We start from the raw sequence: 18631 nt of genomic DNA on the forward strand, positions 1-18631 counted from the left end.
CTTCCCTCCCGAAATGAGCCCCTTGTGGAGGGCGTGACAGGCCGGACGAAGGCACCGTAAACACCAGACGACGAACCAGGCCCCGTCACAACGAAGGTGGCAGGGGGCAGGCCCCGGGTGTCAGGCGGGTTGCTGGCGGAAGCCGGCTACCTCGGCCTGCAGGCGTTCGGCCAGGCCTTCCAGGGCCTCGACGGCCTCCTGCATCTCGCGGGCGCCTTCGGCGCTGCGTACCGCGATGTCGTTGATGTGGTGGACATTGCGGTTGATCTCCTCGGCGACCTGGCTCTGCTCCTCCGTGGCCGAGGCAACCTGGCGCGTCATGTCGTCGATGGTGGTGACGGAGTCGTGGATGTATTCCAGCGTCTCTTCCGCCTCGCCGGCCTTACTGACCGATGCCTCGGCCTGCTGCTGACTGACTTCCATCGCCTGTACGGCCTTGCCGGCCGCGCCCTGCAGGCGCTGGATGATCTCGCGGATCTCGCCGGTGGAGTCATTGGTGCGCTGGGCCAGGTGGCGCACCTCGTCGGCGACCACGGCGAAGCCCCGTCCCGCCTCGCCGGCACGGGCGGCCTCGATCGCTGCGTTGAGGGCCAGCAGGTTGGTCTTCTCGGCGATCTCCTCGATCACCTCGAGGATGGACCCAATGTTGTCGGAGTCACCCTTGAGTTCGTCGATCACGGTGCTGGCCTTGCGGATCTCACTGGCCAGCGCATTGATCGAGCCCTGGGTCGCCTGCACCACGTTGCGCCCGCCCTCGGCCGCGCGGGTGGCCTGGCCGGCGCTCTCCGCCGTGCTCTGGGTGTTGTTGGCCACCTCCTGCACGGTCGCGGACATCTGGTTCATCGCGGTGACGACCTGCTCGACGTCCGAGCGCTGCTCGTCGGTCTCGCGACTCAGTCCGTTGCTGCGGCCCTCCAGCTGGCGCGCCGAGGCGGCGATCCCGTCCGCCGCATCCGCCACCTGCGTGATCAGGCCCGACAGACGCTCCATGACCGCGTTGAACGCGGTACTGGTACGGCCAATCTCGTCTTCGGTCGTGATCTCCACCCGATGGCCAAGGTCGGCCTGTCCGGAGGCGATGGCCTCCAGCCCCGAGGCCAGCCGCTCCAGTGGCCGAACCAGCATGTTGGCCGCGAACCAGCCAATCGCCAGCGCGACCAGAAAGGCGACCACCCACAGGCCCCAAAGGAGCCACCACAGCTGATCGACCAGCGCCGCGTCGACATTCGCCGCCAGGTCGCCCTTCATCGTATGGAAGGTCACCCCGCCCATGATCGAGAGCGGGATGGTGCTGACGAGAATCACGAGGACAATAAGCTTGAGGCGCAGGCCGCCGTTCGTTAGAAGCCGGTTCATGGGGTCCCTCCTTTCCCCGCTGTAACGGCCGGGGCGGCCGGTACTTGATAGCGCCCATCTTCCCGGTGGCGACGACAAGAGCAGGTGATCCGGATCAAGTCCGGCGCAGGTTCGCAGACACAAAAAAGCCCGCGTCCCCATGGGAGACGCGGGCGGGTCTTGCCGTTAAGAGAGCGGTCCTAGCGGCCGCGTGCAGCCCGGTTGCCCTGGGGCGCGCGGCCCTGGCCACCACCGCGATGGCCGCCGGGCTTGCCGCCACGGCCCTGGCGCGGCTTGCCATTACGCGCGCCGCCACCCGGCTTGCCACCACGGCGATGGCCATTGCCATCATTGGCGGCCGGCTTCGGGGCCGCGAAGCCGTCGGTTTCGATGCGCTCGATCGGTCGCTGGATCAGGCGCTCGATGCCCTTTAGGAGCTTCAGCTCTTCGCCATCCACCAGCGACAGCGCAGCACCGGCGGACCCGGCACGCCCGGTGCGGCCGATGCGGTGCACATAGTCTTCCGGCACATTCGGCAGCTCGAAGTTGACCACCTGCGGCAGCTGGTCGATGTCCAGGCCGCGGGCCGCGATATCCGTGGCGACCAGCACCGGCACGGCCCCGGTCTTGAACTGCTTGAGCGCCTTGGTACGGGCCGCCTGGCTCTTGTTGCCATGGATCGCCTCGGAGGGCACGCCGTCCTGCGTCAGCTTCTGCGCCAGGCGGTTGGCTCCGTGCTTGGTGCGCGTGAATACCAGCACCTGGCCCCAGTCGTTGGTGCGGATCAGGTGGCTCAGCAGCTCGCGCTTGCGGCTGCTCTCCACCAGATGCACCGTCTGCTGGACGGTCTCGGCAGCGGTGTTGCGCGGGGCCACGTCGACCTCGGCCGGCTTGTTCAGCAGGCTCGACGCCAGGGCACGGATCTCGCCGGAGAAGGTCGCCGAGAACATCAGGTTCTGGCGCTTTTTCGGCATCAGGGCAATCAGCCGGCGAATATCGCGGATGAAGCCCATGTCCAGCATGCGATCGGCCTCGTCCAGCACCAGGATCTCGATACCGGAGAGGTCAATCGTCTTCTGGCTGGCATGGTCCAGCAGGCGACCCGGGGTGGCCACAACGATATCCATCGGGCCCCGCAGCGCCTTGATCTGCGGGTTCATGTTCACGCCGCCGAAGATGGTCATCGACTTCAGCGACAGGTGGCGACCGTAGGTACGGACGGAATCATGGACCTGAGCGGCCAGCTCGCGCGTCGGCGTCAGGATCAGGGCCCGCGGACGCCCCGGCTTGCGCTCGGGCGCCGGGCCATCGGTCAGTCGCTGCAGGATCGGCAGGGTAAAGCCGGCGGTCTTGCCGGTCCCGGTCTGGGCAGCGGCCAGCAGGTCACCACCTTTCAGGACTTCGGGGATCGCCTGGGTCTGGATCGGGGTCGGCGTCTTGTAACCGGCCTGCTCCAGCGCACGCATAAGGGGTTCGGCCAACCCAAGGTCGGCAAAAGAAGAAACAGAAGACATTCAATACTCCAACGGCTACCCGCCGCTCGTACTCGAGGGGCACCCATCGGGGTATGACGAAATCGGGGGGACGGGAACCGAGAGGGTTCCGGATCAGTGAACGGACGCTGACGGGCGGGGCGTTCGGTGCCGACAGTGTACGCGATTCTGCCTCTATGTCCATCAGCATATTCGCCCAACGGAATAAATCTCGCTTTCCAAGGAACGCTGGACTATGCTCCGGCCACAACGAAAAACCGGTGCCCACGAAGTACCGGAACGACCGGCGCGGCGAAAGAGCAATCGGTCAAACGGGGGATGGCCAGCCATGAAACGCAACCTGCCGATCTCGGGGAACGAGGTCGCCTACCCGGCCTCGGCCAACATCCTGTCCACCACCAACCTCAAGGGCACCATCACCTACGTCAATCCCGAGTTCATCGACATCAGCGGTTTCTCGGAGGATGAACTGATCGGGCGCAATCACAACGTGATCCGTCATCCGGAGATGCCACCGGCCGCGTTCGAGGATCTCTGGCAGGCCATCCAGGCAGGCCAGTCATGGATGGGCATGGTGAAGAACCGCTGCAAGAACGGGGATCACTACTGGGTCAGCGCCTATGTGACCCCGGTGGTGCGGGACGGAGAAGTCGTTGAATACCAGTCCGTCCGGACCAAGCCGGACCGCAGGCTGGTCGAGCGGGCCGAACAGACGTATGCGGCGGTAATGGCAGGCCGCCCGCCACCGGCCCTTCGCCTGCCTCCGTTGGGTCTGCGCATGCGCATCCTCGGGAGTATCGGGCTCGGGGTGCTGGCTGGGCTACGGACGCGGCTTTTTTTCGGTGGTGGCCGACGAGGTTCGAACCCTGGCCAGCCGCACCCAGGACTCCACCGCCGAAATCCAGACCATCATCGAGTCACTGCAGACGCGTGCAGCCGCCGCGGTCGAATCCATGAACACCAGCCGAGACCAGGCAGAAGAGTCCGTCGAACTGGCCCGGACCGTTTCCCGTACGCTGGAGGACATCACCAGCGGGATCGGACATATCCGCGACATGAGCAACCAGATCGCGGCGGCGGTCGAGCAGCAGGGAACCGCGGGTGACGAGATTCGGCAGGGCGTTGCCACGATTCGAGACGCCGCCCAGACAACCGCGGACCGCGCAGTCCGCAGCGACGCCTCGGCGCGATCGGCCGCGGAACTCGCAAACGGGCTCGAGGCACTGGCCGATCAGTTCTGGTCCCGCCATCGGAACCAGGGCGAACACTGACCCCTTACACGCTGATGCCATCTGCATCCCGGCGATCTACCTGCGAGGACATCGAGCAGGTTACGACGATATCGAGATGCGTTCTGTGAATCCCATCCGGAGTTATCATCCGCAGGGAAGCGCGGCCGCGCCGATTTTCGCTGATTACCCCACCCCGCCAGTAAAGATTATGGGCTGCCGCCAGATAACTAACCTATATTGCCGGGAATACAAGAATAATCGCGCCAGGGAGGGCCGGGGGAACCAGATCCATCGCCTTGGATCCGCGACGCCCAATGCCTACCGGCAACGGCATACACCCGGCATTTGATCGTCCGCTGCCAACCATGGAGGGGCAGGATGAAGCCGTACGCCCGTGACGAACGCTGCCGCGCAACCACCCGAGGAATGGCGTCTGCGCCAGAGCTCGCGGGCACGCATGAGCGCACGAACTCCGCGGTAGCCCGATGAACACGCTCCCCCGCCCGCTTCTGCACCGGCATGGGCCCCTGATATGGCTGGTTATGCTCGCACTGCTTCTGCTGCCGGTATTCCTGTGGATGGCCGGCATCGCCATGCCGCCTCTGGTCCCGCTGGAGCACATGACCGCTTTTCATACGGCGACCGAACTGTTCGCGGTCGTCGTGGCGATCGGGGTGTTCGCAGTCGCCTATCACGTCCGTGACCGCCGTCGCGCGCTGGCCACCCTCGTTCTCGCCACCAGCTTCCTCGCAGTGGGCCTGCTCGATTTCCTGCATCTGATGACCTATCCCCAGATGCCGGACTTCATCACGCCCAACTCCTCGCAGCAGACGATCTTCTTCTGGCTCGCAGCCCGTCTCGTCGCAGCCTTGGCGCTCCTGCTGTATGTAGCACTGTCACTGTTCCCGCGGATCCGGGGGCCCGCCGCCGGGACCCTGCTCGCGGGTGCACTGGGTCTGGTGGCACTCCTCGCCTGGGTGGGGCTTTGGCACGAGCACCGCATCCCGGCGTTGTTCATCCCGGGCGAGGGACTGACGCCATTCAAGATCGCGCTGGAGGGTGTGGTGGTGGCACTGCACGCAGCCACGCTTCTGATCCTGCTACTGCGTCCTCGGCTGCTGCAGCGCCCGGGCATGCCGCTGGTGGCCGCCGCGCTCATGATCCTGATGGCCAGCGAGGTCCTGTTTACTCTCTACGAGAACCTGACTGACGGCTTCTTCGTGCTCGGCCACATCTACAAGGTGGTGGCTTATGCCCTGATCTACTGGGGTGTGTTCCTCGAAAGCGTGCGGGCGCCCATGGCACAGCTGAGAGCCGCACACCGAGATGTCGGGCTGCGCCAGAAACGCTACGAACAACTAATCGACACGGCGCCTGACGGCGTTCTGGTCACCGATGGAAACGGGACCATCGTGATGGCCAACCGCAATATCGAGCGAATGTTCGGCTATCCCAAACAGCACCTGACAGGCCAACCCGTGGAAACGCTGATACCGGAACGCCTGCGTGCACACCATCGCTCGATGCGCGAACAACATGCCGGCAACATCTCGGAACGCACCATGGGCGAAGTGCCAGATCTGCGTGGGCGCAGACGCGATGGCACGGAGTTCCCGGTCGACATCAGCCTGAATGCCCTGGAGGACGAAGACGGCCAACGCATCACGGCCTTTATTCGCGATGTTACGGAACGGCAGCGCCGTGAGGCCCGCATCCAGCACCAGGCAACCCATGACAGCCTGACCGGGCTGCCCAACCGGTGGCTCCTGCACGATCGGCTCTCCCAGGGCATTGCTCAGGCCAGCCTTCACAGCCACCAGGTCGCGGTCATGCTGCTCGATCTCGATAACTTCAAGGTGATCAACGACACCTTCGGCCACCACGAGGGCGACGAATTGCTGCGCGAAGTGGCGCAGCGCCTTAAAGACGCGGTCAGCAGTGAGGCCACCGTCGGCCGTTTCGGGGGAGACGAGTTCATGATCCTGCTTCCGGAGGTTGCGGATGGCCGGCAGATAGGAGAAACGGCCCGTGAGATTCTGGGCCTGTTTGAACGACCATTCCGCACGGGCCCCAACCGCGAAGTGACCTCCAGCGCCAGTCTCGGGATTGCGCTGTTCCCCGGGGATGCACGCGACGAGCACACCCTGGTGCGCTATGCGGACATGGCGATGTACGAGGCGAAGGGTTCCGGGCGCAATACCTACGCCTTTTATTCCGAGCATCTGGATGCCCAGGTGCATGCCGAACAGCAACTGCAGGAACGCCTGAAGCTGGCACTGGAGCACGACCAGCTGACCCTGCATTTCCAGCCGCTGATCCACGTACATAACGGAACCGTCGTGGCCGCCGAGGCCCTGCTGCGCTGGAACGATCCAGAACTGGGTGCTGTACCCCCGTCCCGCTTTATCCCCAGCGCCGAGGCCAACGGATTGATCCTGCCGCTGGGCGAATGGGTCATCCGTCAGGCCTGCCAGCAGCTGGCTACCTGGACACAACAGGGCATCGATACATCCATTTGTCTCAACATCTCGGCGCTGCAGTTCCGCCAGCCGGATCTGGTCTCGCAGCTCGGACGGGCACTGGAGGAAACCGGAGCCCCGCCCGAACGCCTGGGGATCGAAGTGACCGAGACGGTGGCCATGGCCGATATGGCCCTGACGCGCGAGCACCTGTCCGGCCTCAAGGCACTCGGAGTGCGCGCAGCGCTGGACGATTTCGGAACGGGATACTCCTCGCTTGCCTATCTCAAGTCATTGCCGATCGACAGGATCAAACTGGATCGTTCGTTCATCGCCGACATCGGCCGCGACCGTGACACCGAGATGATCCTGCGCACCGTGATCAACCTCGGCCACAGCCTGCACCTGGAGCTGGTGGCCGAGGGCGTGGAAACAGCCGAGCAACTCGCGTTTTTGCGGCGTGAAGGCTGCGATCTGTACCAGGGCTGGCTGCACTCGCCCGCACTTGCGCCCCAAGCGTTCAGTGCTGCAGTTCACCCGTAGCTGCGCACCCGAAACGCAACCGCCTGGGTGCAGCACGAACATGCATTAGCATTCTCTGTTTGACAAACGGCTAACACTCCCATTGAATCAGCCACATAACGCCACCTTCCAGTGGCGAGCGCACCAGAACCAGAAGGGGAAGGCCACCCTGGCCCAAACCCCTCATGGCGCAGGGAGTCCATGTGACAGGGAGAGTTCGCAACGCTACGGGGCCGCCGACGCCCGACAGTGGCGATGCCTCGAGGCAACGCACCCGCTCCGCCTGGGTGATTGGCGCCGGTTTCACCATGGTGCTGGTGCTAATGGCGGCGTTGATTGCGCTGGGCCTGAACCGCATGGCCCAGGTGCACGACCGCCTCGAGCTGATCGTGCACGAACATAACGTCAAGACCGAGCTGATCGGCAATATGCGCAACGCCGCACGCGAACGCTCGGTAACCCTGCTCCGGCTGTCGATCACCACTGATCCGTTCGACGTCGACCAGGGCATCATGGACTTTCGTGGCCACGCCTCGGACTTCATGGTCGACCGCCAGCAGCTGGACGCAATGCCGATGACGTCCGAGGAGCAACGGCTCCTGGACGAGTCCCGCGGCCTGACCGAGCGTGCGGTCGCAGCGCAGGAGCACATCCTCGACCACATCCTCGAGGACGAGAGAGGGGAAGCCCGAAGCCGCCTGCTCGCGGAGGCCATCCCGAAACAGGAGAGCGTGCTCGAGCACCTGGATGCGATGATCGAGCTGCAGCAGGAGGCCGGTCTGGCAGCCGTACGCGACACCGCACGACAATACCGTACCGCGGTCGTCCTGATGCTGGCGCTCGGCGGGGCCGCGCTGCTGATAGGCATCCTCATCACGCTCGGCGTACTGCGGCATACGCGTCGGATTGAATCCGCGCTGTTCGAGGAAAAGGAACGCGCCCAGGTCACCCTGCACGCCATAGGCGATGGCGTGATCACCACGGACCTGGAGAGGCGGATCGACTACCTCAATCCGGTGGCGGAGCATTTGACTGGATGGGACCAGGCTTCCGCGCGTGGCCAGCCCCTCTCACGGGTGTTCCACATCATCCGCGAATCTACCGGCGAACGGCTCCACCACCCCTTGACCGAACGCATGCCGGATGGCACGGCGTGCAGTCTGGATCAGGAGGCCATTCTCATTTCGGCGGAGGGCCGCGAGCGCGCCATCGAGGAGGTCTCGGCCCCCATCCGCGACCGCGAGGGCACCACCATCGGTGCGGCCCTGGTCTTCCGCGACGTTTCCCGGGCCCGCGAGATGGCGCGCGAGCTGTCCTGGGCCGCAACGCACGACTGCCTCACCTCGCTCGCCAACCGCGCGGAGTTCGAACGGCGGCTCAGCCAGCTGGTGGCCACGGCACAGCAGGAAGACCGCGAACATGCCCTGCTCTACATGGACCTGGACCAGTTCAAGCTGGTCAACGACACCTGCGGACACGGTGCTGGCGACGACCTGCTGTGTCAGCTGACCGCTCAGCTGCACAGCCAGTTGCGCGAGAGCGACACACTGGCACGCCTGGGGGGCGACGAATTTGGCGTACTACTGCCGAACTGCCCCCTCTCGCAGGCGGAACGCATCGCGGAGACCCTGCGTGCCACGGTCGACAACTACCGCTTCGAGTGGCAGGGACGGATCTTCCGCGTGGGCCTCAGTATCGGCGTGGTCCCGGTCTTCGGCCGCGTGAAGGATACGGTGCAATACATGAGCGAGGCCGACGCCGCCTGCTACCTGGCCAAGGAACAGGGTCGCAACCGGATCCACGTCTCGCGGGCCGGTGACGCCGAACTGTCGCAGTGCCAGGGAGAGATGAACTGTGTCCAGCGCATTACCCATGCCCTGCAGCACAACCGCTTCTGGCTGCACGGGCAACGAATTGTCCCGGTTTCCAGCGATGGGGCCACCCATATCGAGGTCCTCCTGCGCATGGTCGAAGACGACGGCACAGTGGTCCTGCCTGCCACGTTCATCCCCCCCGCGGAGCGCTACGGGCAGATGCCCGCGATCGATCGCTGGGTGGTCAAACGGGTGTTGCAGCACGCGGCCACGGACACCGATACCGAGGGCCATTTCGCCGTCAATCTTTCCGGCCAGTCCCTTTGCGACCGAGGCATGCTGGACTACATCGTGGACCAGCTTCAGCAAAGCGGTGTCGAGCCCAGCCGGATCTGCTTCGAGATCACCGAGACGGCCGCCATCGCCAACCTGAGCCAGGCCAGCCGCTTTATCCGTGTACTGCGCGGCATGGGCTGCCGCTTCTCGCTGGACGACTTCGGGACAGGAATGGCCTCATTCGGCTACCTGAAGACACTGAAGGTCGACTACCTGAAGATCGACGGCAGCTTCGTCCGGGACATGGGGGATGACCGCGTCAGCCGTGCCATGGTCGAGAGCATCCACCACATTGGACGTGTGATCGGGGTCGAGACCATCGCGGAATGCGTCTCGCACGAGAGCCTGCTGGATTCCCTGCGACTGGTGGGCGTGGACTACGCCCAGGGGTTCGGCCTGCATCTTCCGGAACCCCTCGAACCATGCCCCGCAAAGCCCGAGGCGCCCGAGGAAAACCGCCGGCGTTCCGAATCGGTCGCGAGCCAGGAACTGTGACAGCCCCATTCCGCCGGGGCCGAACCCCCGGCGGAATGGCCGGCTTGCCTCAGTAGCCCATGTTCGGGTGGACGTCCGGCGGGGCCTCCTGGGTCAGCAGCGACCAGGTCAGGTGGGCCATGACCTCGGGTGCCACGACCGTATGACGATTACCCCCGTGCTGCATCCCCTCGCGCAGCCGCTGGCGCACCTCGCTCCGCCCGGTCAGGTCATAGACGACATCCACCTGGTCACCACGGGCCAGGATCTCCTCGACCGATTCCAGCGGAATTCCCCGCTCCTGCGCCAATTTGCGGCCATCGGTCTCGCCGCGCTCCGATACCGCGCAGATATTCATCCCCGGTGTCTGGCTATCCAGCAACAGCTCGAGGAAACGCCCCCCCACGCGGCCCAGACCGACAATCGCGATTTGAATCGCCATCACTCCCTCCTTGGTTTTCGTTATGTCCAGCATGCATCGTCGTGCACGCCCACCGGAGTATAGGGGATATTCCGCCATGCGCATGCTCGGGAGACATGGCGAAGGTCGGGCCTTTTGGGCCCATGTGCCAAGCCCCCTACACTCGGCGCATTCACCGCAATGGAGGCCCCCATGAGCCAGCTGCACCTTCCGATCCGCGTCGACCGCCGCGAACAGGGCAAGATCATTCAGCGCCTGGAGCGTCTGGAGGGCGTGGAGCTGGAATTCACGGATCTCGACGTCGGCGACTATGAACTACCCAACGGGGTCGTCGTGGAGCGCAAATCCGCGACCGATATGGTCCTGAGTGTCGTGGACCAGACGCTCTGGGAGAACGCAGCCAAACTGAAGGCCCAGCATGACAAGGTGATCTACGTGGTCGAGGGGGACCTGTACGAGCCACGCTTTCATCAGCAGGCACTGGATATCCACCGCGCCCTGACGCACCTGACGATTGCACTGGGGATCAGCGTACTGCCCTCCAATGACGAGGACACCAGTGGCATGCTGATCTACCTGCTGGGCCTGAATGCCCAGGTGGACCCCGACCCGGCCGCCCGGGCAGCCAAGCCAGACAAGCGCCGGGCGGCGGCGGAGTTTATTGTCAGTGGCCTGCCGGGTGTGGAGCCCGACCAGGCCCGCGATCTGCTGCGCCAGTTCGGCAGCGTGCGCGACGTGATCAATGCGGATGCACAGGCTCTGGCCGAGGTTGAAGGCATGGATGCGGAGCGCGCACAGCGGATCGAGTCGGTAGTGGCCTACGGCAGCCGCAAGACCTGAGGCGACACTGCCTAATGTGTCCCGGCCCTCGCCTGACGTTACAATGCCCGCATAAAGCCCATGCGCGAGCCACGGGGCCGCGCGGCGGTGCCCGCCAGATCACGGGAACGCGGGGCCGCAATTTACTGATTTCAGGGAGAAACCCATGACGTTTGTCGTTCTCGAGAACTGCATCAAGTGCAAGTACACCGATTGCGTCGAGGTCTGCCCGGTCGACTGCTTCCACGAAGGCCCCAACTTCCTTGCGATCGACCCTGACGAGTGCATCGACTGCACGCTGTGCGAACCGGAGTGCCCGGCCGAGGCCATTGTGCCGGAGGACGATGTCCCGGAAGACCAGCTCCAGTTCATCGAGCTGAATGCCGAGCTCTCGCGCACCTGGCCGGTGATCACCGCGCGCAAGGACCCGCCCGACGACGCCGAGGAGTGGGACGGCGTCGACGGCAAACTGCAGTATCTGGAACGCTAGTCACCCGCCGGGGCCGCCAGGCGGCCCCGCATTCCCCTGCCAGGCCCTCCGTGCCGGCGCCCCCTCCCCGCTTCCGCTTCCTTCGCTCATCACCCCGACGACGCCCAACACGTCTCGCTGACAACAACCGTGCGTGACAGCACGTTGTGCACTGGTTGTCTCCGTGATGATTCACCAAGCCCACGCGTTATTCTCTCGTTATTTCATCGCCTTAGGGCCAACCCCAACCATCGGAGGCGGACGCGCTGTATCACGGTTGACACAGTTGCGGCCCCACGGCCAGGCGCAACCTATCGTAAGTTGCTGATCCATCGATGAAACGGGTTTATGGCCCGACTCCTGCTAGTGGATTGCTCGTAGCGCGGCGCCTCGTGCACCTGGGCTACGACAACCGTTCATTGCTAGCTAGCCACAATGGAGACGTGACCATGAACTTCAAAAAGACCCTGATTGCTTCCGCTATCGCCCTGGCCTTCGGCCTGAGCTCGGGCCTGGCCCTGGCCAACCCGACCAATACCGCCGATGGCGAAGTCGGTGATCAAACCGCCACCGCCACCTCCTCGGCCGACGGTGGTGGAGCCTCGGCGAACGAATATTCCCAGGCGTCCGCGATCAATGACTCCGACCTGTCGAACAGCTCGGACAACAGCACCGCGATCTCGGACTCGGGCAATGACAGCTCCGACAACAGCACCGCGATCTCCGACTCCGGCAACACCACGGTCTCGGATTCGGGCAACGACAATTCGGACAACAGCCTGAATGTCTCGGATTCGGGCAATGACAGCTCCGATAACAGCACGAATGTCTCCGACTCCGGGAATGACAGCTCCGACAACAGCCTGAACATCTCCGACTCGGGCAACGACAACTCCGACAACAGCATGGCCCACGCGGACGACAACAGTGCAGCCGCCAACAACGGTTCCACTGCCTCGGTAACCCGCGATCAAAGTGACAACTCCGACAACAGCACGGCTGTCATGGATTCCGGCAACAGCACCGCAACGGACAGCTTCAACACGACGCTGCAGGTGAACGCCGTGGTCAGCCAGAACGAGCTGTCGGGGACCGTGACCGGGAACTACGTAGACATCGCGCACCATGCCTCGCAGACGAGTTCCAACTCGATTGGCTCGGATTCCTTCGTGGCTCCGGCGGGGATTACCCAGGTGTCGCAGAACAGCGGCGCGAACAGCCTGACCCAGCAGCAGGTCTCGGTGCAGGCGCACCTGAACCTGGGCAACTAACCGACACGCGCTGTCGGAACGACATGCGGCGGGGACCATCCCCGCCGCATTCTCCCTGCCATGCTAGAGGGTCCGGTCATGTGTAATCCGTCAGTCCATTGGGGCGGCATCGGTTCGGCTGCCTTGTTGTCCGTCGGCATGCTGCTGGTTACGGCCATCGCCCAGGCCGACGCCCAGCCTGCCAGTGATGCAGTGATATTCGGCGCGGGCGCCGAGGCGTACGAAGTGGTCGACATGGCCACCCTGGACGCACAGCGGGCGCGCCAGGGCGTAACCAGCATCCAGCTCGGTCAGATCCACTCGCGCATCGACCTTGCGAACAACCACGTCGTCAATTCCACCACCGGCAAGAACCAGGTGGCCGCCGGGGCCTTCGACAACGCCCGCGGGATTTCCTCGGTCATCCAGAACAGCGGCAACAATGTCGCCATCCAGGAATCCATGGTCGTGAACATCACGATCAATCCCTGAGGGAGCATCGATGACGATCCGCCATTGTCTTCTTGCACCAGTCGTCGCTACCGCGCTGGTGCTGGCCCCGGCCTTGTCCGCGTGGGGCAGCGGTGCACAGTTTCCCGGCGTGATCGGCTCAATGAACGTACCGGTCGAAAGCCTCAAGGATCTGCGCTTTCGCTCGATCGTGCAGCAGCAATACGACTTCAGCTGCGGCTCGGCCGCCCTGGCCACCCTGCTGACCTACCACTACGACCGCCCCACCACCGAGGTCGAGACCTTCGACAGCATGTTCCGTCGTGGTGATCAGGAGCTGATCCGCGAACAGGGCTTCTCCATGCTCGACATGAAACACTACCTGGAGGCCGAACAGGGCCTGCCCGCCGACGGCTTTCGCATCGGACTCGATGACCTCGAAAACCTGGGGGTACCGGCGATCGCGATGATCGAAACCCGCGGCTATCGCCACTTCGTAGTGATCAAGGGAATGGAAGACGGCCAAGTGCTGGTGGGGGACCCCGCGCTCGGGGTCAATAGCTACAGCCGAAACGAATTCCAGCGGGTCTGGATCAACGACATCCTGTTCATCGTCCGCGAGGACGTGGACCTCGCCCGGCATCGCTTCAATGCCTCGGAGACCTGGGCCGCTGTTACCCGCGCGCCTATCGAGGCGGGCGTCGTGGGCAGCGACCTGGCCAGTTTCACCTTGCACCTGCCCCGCGCCGGCCAGTGGTGAGCAATACGATGAATCGATTTCGATACAGCGCCCTGCTCGCGATCCTGTCGAGCGCCCTGTCGCCTGCCGCCAGCTACGCCCTCGACCCCCTGCCCCAGCCCGGCGATTATCGCGTAGTACCCGATGAAGTACTGGAAGCCCAGCGCGGTGGCTTCTTCGGGCGCGACGGGCTGGAGATCGCGATCGGCCTGGAACAGATCACCTCGCTCAATGGCGAGGTCATCCACCACTCAACCCTGCGCCCCCTGAGCGACCTCGCCATCACAACCGGATGGTCCGCCGGCGACCTGCGCTCGGTCGTGATCCAGACGGGCGGTGCCATGCCTGCAGAGCACTGGACCTCCGGGATGGGCTGGGTCACCACGATCCAGAACGAGCTCGACAATCAGGACATTCAACACCAGACCATCCTGCAACTGGAGTTGGGCCACCTGGAGATGCCGCGCGGCGACCTCAGCCGGGCGCTGGAACAGCACCTGCTCGAACGGGGCGGGGCCTTCTAGAAAGGCCCCACCCCTGGTGACCTCAGAAGCGGATGGGCACGCGCACGGTGGCCTGGACATCCGGGGCCGCCTCGGTCGCACCCACACCGAGCGAGAAGTTCACGCTGGTGCGATCCGTCAGGCGATGCGAAATGCCCCACAGCACCGTCCCCACCTGGCGCCGCCCAAACACGGGCTCGAGCCCGCTGTCGTTTTCCACGCGGGTCCGGAACACCGTGCTGTGATCGTAGCCAAAGCTCATCGAGGTGCGGTCATTTAGGCTGATGGCCATCCCCAGACTCGCCCCGATTGCATCCCCGGGATTGACCTTGCCAAACCCGTCGCCGACATCGCGCTCGATGTTCCAGAGATAGCTCACATTGGCAAAGATGACCGCCGGGTCCGTCGGATAGATCATCGTGATACTCGGCTGGATACTCCAGAACCCGGAGCCCGTCGGCTGCTCCAGAAAGATCTCGCCCAGACGATTGCCCTCGTCGTCCACGATCTCGCGGCGGTCCACATCGAACGGGCCTTTTCCGGTCCGGCTCTTGGCCTTGAGGTTGCCGATAAAGAAAGGCCTTCCCCGATCCGCCATGTTGAATTGGTAGGACAGTCCGAATTCGATGTCGCCCAGGCCGTCGCCGGTAGAGCCCGTCACCCGTTCCAGCGCGGTCGCCTCGAGGATGTCCCGCCGGCGTACCTGCTGCTCGCGGTAGACATACGGGATCTTCATCCCCACCTCCAGCCGCTCGGTCAGGCCGTAGCGAAAGCTCACGGCCGCGGTCAGCGTATCGCGTTCGGTCTCGCTGACATCAATCAACCCGATGGCCAGGGCCGGGACGATGGTGAAACCCTCGATCGACACGTCCAGCGAACTGCTGTGGACATACGACAAGGAGGGTTCCACCACCCACTGCCCCTGCGGCGTGAGCACGCCACGCTCCTCGAACACTGTGACTTCGGGACCCGTGTCGACCGGGGCATCTCCGACCTGTTCCCTCTCCTCCTGGGCCAGGGCGACCCCGGCCAAACCACAGCAAAGCGGCACAATCCCCAACACGCCCCATCTGATCCGTCGCTTGTCCACCATCATTCTCCATGGCCCCCAGGGGCCGACCCGTTACTCAAGGGCCAAACACTGCGCCGCTGCAACCTTCAGGGCTCGTCGGAACGCAACCCGTGTTTGTTCAGCAGGCGGTAGAGCGTCATCCGGCCCACCCCTAACTGGCGCGCGGCCCGCGAGACGTTGTTGTCGCACTGGCTGAGCGCCTTGATGACCAATTCGCGCTCGGCGTTCCAGCGCGCTTCGGCCAGCGTTTGTGGCTTCTCGGCACTGGCCGGCACGATCAGTCCAAGGTCCTCCGGTCGAATCAGTCGCCCTTCGGCCATCGTGACCGCGCGTTGCACACGATTGACCAGTTCGCGCACATTGCCGGGCCATTTGTAGTCGTACATGGCCCGCCATGCGGCCTGCGTAAAACCGCGCAAGCGCGGGTTCTGGCTGCGAAACTGTTCGAAGTAGAAGCGTGCGAGTTCTTTCAGATCCGTACCCCGCTCGCGCAATGGCGGCACATCGATCTGGATCACGTTCAGGCGGTAATAGAGGTCCTCGCGAAAGCGCCCGCTCTCGACTGCCTCGTCCAGCGCGATGTGGGTCGCGGCGAGTACACGCACATCCAGTTTGATGGGTTGCAACCCACCCAGCCGCACCAGTGTTCCTTCCTGCAGGAAGCGCAGCAGGTTGACCTGAAGGTCCAGTCCCAAATCCCCGATTTCGTCCAGCAGCAGGGTCCCGCCGTGGGCCAGCTCGAACTGCCCGATCTTGCGCCGGCCCGCCCCGGTGAACGCCCCCGCTTCGTGGCCGAACAGTTCCGACTGGATCAGTTGCGCGGGCAAGGCCCCGCAGTTCACGGCGACGAACGGCCCATTGGCGCGACGCGAGTGGCGGTGTACCGCCAGTGCCGCAAGCTCCTTGCCCGTGCCGCTTTCGCCCTGAAAGAGCACCGGCGCCTCGGAGCCTGCCACCCGCTGGATCTGACGCCCCAGCGCCTGCATCACTGGGCTGTGCCCGATAATCGGAATGGCGTCATCCAGGCTGGCGCCGGGCTCCTGCCACGCGGGCCGCGCCTCCAGCGCCGCCATACCGCACGCCCGACCCAGGGTAATCTCCAGACGTGCCCGGTCCAGCGGCAGGCTATGAAAGTCATAACAGCACTCGCGGACCAGTTCGCGCACGTCGCCGCGCGGCAACGCCTCCGGGGCGATCAGCGCAATCCACTTAACGTGCTGGTGGTTGTGGACAAATTCGACAACCCAGGACGGCACCGGAAAGCCCAGGTCCAGCAGGCCGACCCCGATCCCCCTCGGCACCTTTTCGCCCGGACCGACGGGTCCGCGTATCTGCCTGAACGTCCAGGCGTCAGAGAGCTGCGGCAGCGACTCTCGCGCACGCCCGCCTGCATCCAGCCATGCAACCTCGCGCACCATTGCGGTCGCACAAGCGCGTTGCACTGCATAACGCGATCCGTCTGAATCCCCCTGGGGCGAGAAACCTCCGCCATCCACCGAACGCAAAAAGGATCCGTTCAACCTTCGCGATCCGGCCATGCTCATCCCTATTGTTTAACGCTACCGATACGCCAATCACGATCTCTCGTTACACGACGAAGGCAACCCGCACCGTGTACGCCAAATATTAGGGCAAAAGCACGACAACAACCTTAAAACAAGAGAGGGAGATTACCCACCCAATGGAATTACAATTTTATTTCATGCATAGCATTAAAACTCCCAAAAGCAAAAGCTCCTAAAGAAAAAGAAAAGGCCGCTTGAAGCGGCCTTTTCTGTGATGCATGTAACAATATCCTCGGACCTCTCAAGCCGCCTCCGGGCTTCGCCCCAGAACCGGGCAGGCGCTTCTGAAGGTGATCATCACCACAGCCACGTCTCGGGATGCTCGATCGCCCGGTCTTCATTATTCGCCAGCAACCCCTTGATGCAACGAACCAAAAGCCAGACGATCATGAAGAGCAGGACCAGGAAGCCAATTCCGATCGGGGTCAGAATCGCGCCAACGATGACCCCGAGAAGCCCGATCCAGAACGTACGAATCTGGTAGGTAAAATGGGTATCGCTGACCGCATCGCCATCGTTCCGCTTGATGTACGCAATGATCAAACCAGCAATCGCGGTGAGCGCAGTAAGAAAACTGACGAGATAAAGAACGTACACCACGGTCACCATGGTGCGCTCCTTGCGCGGACCCGGCACCGGACGACTCACTTCGCTGGGTTCCATTTCCGGTCTGCTTGTCTCGGTCACCTCGCACCTCCTGTCGGCATGGTTCGGCTCATCACGGGCCTGCTTAGCGAGACTAGCACTTTTGATACTTTCCGAGGCAGAGATGCTGTGGCCTCAGACGGGACCCGCCCAGACGATCAGCGCAATGCCGAGCAGGGCAAACGCAAAGCCGGCCAGCTGCACACGTGACATGCGCTCGGCCTGAAAAAGGCGGGCCATCAACGCGGTCGGCGCGGGCGACAACGCTCCGGCCACCGCGATGATCGACAACAGGCCCATGCGTACGGCGACGACAAAGGCCAGTGTCGCAGCCGCCTGAAACAGTCCCGCCAGCGCCAGGAGCACGAAGGTGGATCGGCTCATGCCGCGCTCGGGCCGCAGCACCAGCATGACCAGCGCCAGGGTCAGCGCCCCAACCGCGGACGTAGCGACAACAGGCCACAACGGCGAGCCAGCCTGGGCCTGGCCGAGAAACACAAACACCAGGCCAAAACAGACCCCCGCGGTCACGGCGTTGAGCAGACCCTTGACCGGGTGCTCCCCCCGCGCGAGTGCAATCAACCCGCGCACGGGCTGATCCAGCCGCCGCGGGCTCGCCTTGCGCGCCCCGCCCGAGATCAGGCCGATGGCCACAACGATGGCCGCAATACCGACCAGGGCCAGCACCCCCGGCCGCTCACCGAGCGCCAGACCCACCCCCAGCGGCACGAGGGCGGAGATCACCCCGGTAATCGCCGCCACCAGGCCCATCGAGCCATCGGCCAGCCCGCGATAATAGGCAAGGAGCCCCAGCGCCAGTGCCAGTCCGGAGGCACCACCCCAGATCAGCGCCTGCGGGCCCGGGAGCCCGGCGAACGGAACGGCAATCAGCAGCAGCGCGCCCGTGGCCAGGAACTGCGAATAGCAGGCGACCACGAGCGCGGGGATCCGGCGCGAGGCCAGACCACCAAAAAAATCTCCGGCGCCAAATCCAAGCGCCGTCAGGAGCCCGAGAAAAAAGGCCATCAGCGGC

The 18631-nt window shown here is 64.1% G+C and carries 15 protein-coding genes and 1 pseudogene; 9 read left to right on the top strand and 7 right to left on the bottom strand.

Going from position 1 to position 18631, the window contains the following annotated elements:
* Window positions 1–120: 120 nt before the first annotated feature.
* Together C995_RS0105860 and C995_RS0105865 are read right to left on the bottom strand one after the other, a co-directional pair.
* Entirely contained in the window at window positions 121–1356 is a 1236-nt protein-coding gene (locus C995_RS0105860; RefSeq protein WP_018864033.1) for a methyl-accepting chemotaxis protein, read from the bottom strand.
* 179 nt (window positions 1357–1535) lie between these two features.
* Window positions 1536–2801, bottom strand: coding sequence for a DEAD/DEAH box helicase (locus C995_RS0105865; protein ID WP_018864034.1), 1266 nt, complete (start codon window positions 2799–2801; stop codon window positions 1536–1538).
* A 355-nt stretch (window positions 2802–3156) separates the two neighbouring features.
* Between C995_RS0105865 and C995_RS14470 the strand changes: the two are divergent.
* From C995_RS14470 to C995_RS0105880, 3 genes and pseudogenes are all read left to right on the top strand, one after another.
* Window positions 3157–4099: pseudogene (locus C995_RS14470) on the top strand (PAS domain-containing methyl-accepting chemotaxis protein).
* Between the two features lie 446 nt (window positions 4100–4545).
* Entirely contained in the window at window positions 4546–7062 is a 2517-nt protein-coding gene (locus tag C995_RS0105875) for an EAL domain-containing protein (protein ID WP_026278972.1), read from the top strand.
* Between the two features lie 266 nt (window positions 7063–7328).
* Window positions 7329–9686, top strand: coding sequence for an EAL domain-containing protein (locus tag C995_RS0105880; protein WP_018864037.1), 2358 nt, complete (start codon window positions 7329–7331; stop codon window positions 9684–9686).
* Window positions 9687–9735: 49 nt separating this feature from the next.
* Here C995_RS0105880 and C995_RS0105885 read toward each other — a convergent pair whose 3' ends face one another.
* The gene (locus C995_RS0105885; RefSeq protein WP_018864038.1) at window positions 9736–10107 is read right to left on the bottom strand and encodes a hypothetical protein; all 372 of its coding nucleotides are present in this window, start codon (window positions 10105–10107) and stop codon (window positions 9736–9738) included.
* A gap of 171 nt (window positions 10108–10278) precedes the next feature.
* Here C995_RS0105885 and C995_RS0105890 point away from each other — a divergent pair, with 171 nt between their 5' ends.
* From C995_RS0105890 to C995_RS0105915, 6 genes are all read left to right on the top strand, one after another.
* Complete coding sequence (locus tag C995_RS0105890) at window positions 10279–10926, top strand: ERCC4 domain-containing protein (protein ID WP_018864039.1); 648 nt, start codon at window positions 10279–10281, stop codon at window positions 10924–10926.
* Between the two features lie 145 nt (window positions 10927–11071).
* Complete coding sequence (gene fdxA / locus C995_RS0105895) at window positions 11072–11395, top strand: ferredoxin FdxA (RefSeq protein WP_018864040.1); 324 nt, start codon at window positions 11072–11074, stop codon at window positions 11393–11395.
* A 428-nt stretch (window positions 11396–11823) separates the two neighbouring features.
* Window positions 11824–12645 carry a hypothetical protein gene (locus C995_RS0105900; protein ID WP_018864041.1) on the top strand — a complete coding sequence of 274 codons (822 nt, stop codon included), beginning with the start codon at window positions 11824–11826 and terminating at the stop codon, window positions 12643–12645.
* 138 nt (window positions 12646–12783) lie between these two features.
* Window positions 12784–13116 carry a hypothetical protein gene (locus tag C995_RS0105905; RefSeq protein ID WP_018864042.1) on the top strand — a complete coding sequence of 111 codons (333 nt, stop codon included), beginning with the start codon at window positions 12784–12786 and terminating at the stop codon, window positions 13114–13116.
* A 10-nt stretch (window positions 13117–13126) separates the two neighbouring features.
* Complete coding sequence (locus C995_RS0105910) at window positions 13127–13834, top strand: C39 family peptidase (RefSeq protein WP_026278973.1); 708 nt, start codon at window positions 13127–13129, stop codon at window positions 13832–13834.
* Between the two features lie 8 nt (window positions 13835–13842).
* Window positions 13843–14337, top strand: coding sequence for a hypothetical protein (locus tag C995_RS0105915; protein ID WP_018864044.1), 495 nt, complete (start codon window positions 13843–13845; stop codon window positions 14335–14337).
* A 22-nt stretch (window positions 14338–14359) separates the two neighbouring features.
* Here C995_RS0105915 and C995_RS0105920 read toward each other — a convergent pair whose 3' ends face one another.
* The 4 genes from C995_RS0105920 to C995_RS0105935 all read right to left on the bottom strand — a co-directional run bounded on the left by C995_RS0105920 (window position 14360) and on the right by C995_RS0105935 (window position 18624).
* Window positions 14360–15409 (bottom strand): transporter, encoded by a 1050-nt coding sequence (locus tag C995_RS0105920; RefSeq protein WP_051075145.1) that lies wholly within the window; start codon window positions 15407–15409, stop codon window positions 14360–14362.
* A gap of 65 nt (window positions 15410–15474) precedes the next feature.
* Window positions 15475–16908 carry a sigma-54 dependent transcriptional regulator gene (locus C995_RS0105925; RefSeq protein ID WP_026278975.1) on the bottom strand — a complete coding sequence of 478 codons (1434 nt, stop codon included), beginning with the start codon at window positions 16906–16908 and terminating at the stop codon, window positions 15475–15477.
* Between the two features lie 342 nt (window positions 16909–17250).
* On the bottom strand, window positions 17251–17640 hold the full coding sequence (locus tag C995_RS0105930) for a DUF4870 domain-containing protein (RefSeq protein ID WP_026278976.1): 390 nt from the start codon (window positions 17638–17640) through the stop codon (window positions 17251–17253).
* 93 nt (window positions 17641–17733) lie between these two features.
* Window positions 17734–18624, bottom strand: a complete 891-nt coding sequence (locus C995_RS0105935; RefSeq protein ID WP_018864048.1) for a DMT family transporter — start codon at window positions 18622–18624, stop codon at window positions 17734–17736.
* Between the last annotated feature and the right edge of the window lie 7 nt (window positions 18625–18631).

Origin of the sequence: Thioalkalivibrio sp. ARh3, from assembly GCF_000377265.1 — a bacterium.
Classification (GTDB): Bacteria; Pseudomonadota; Gammaproteobacteria; order Ectothiorhodospirales; family Ectothiorhodospiraceae; genus Thioalkalivibrio; species Thioalkalivibrio thiocyanoxidans.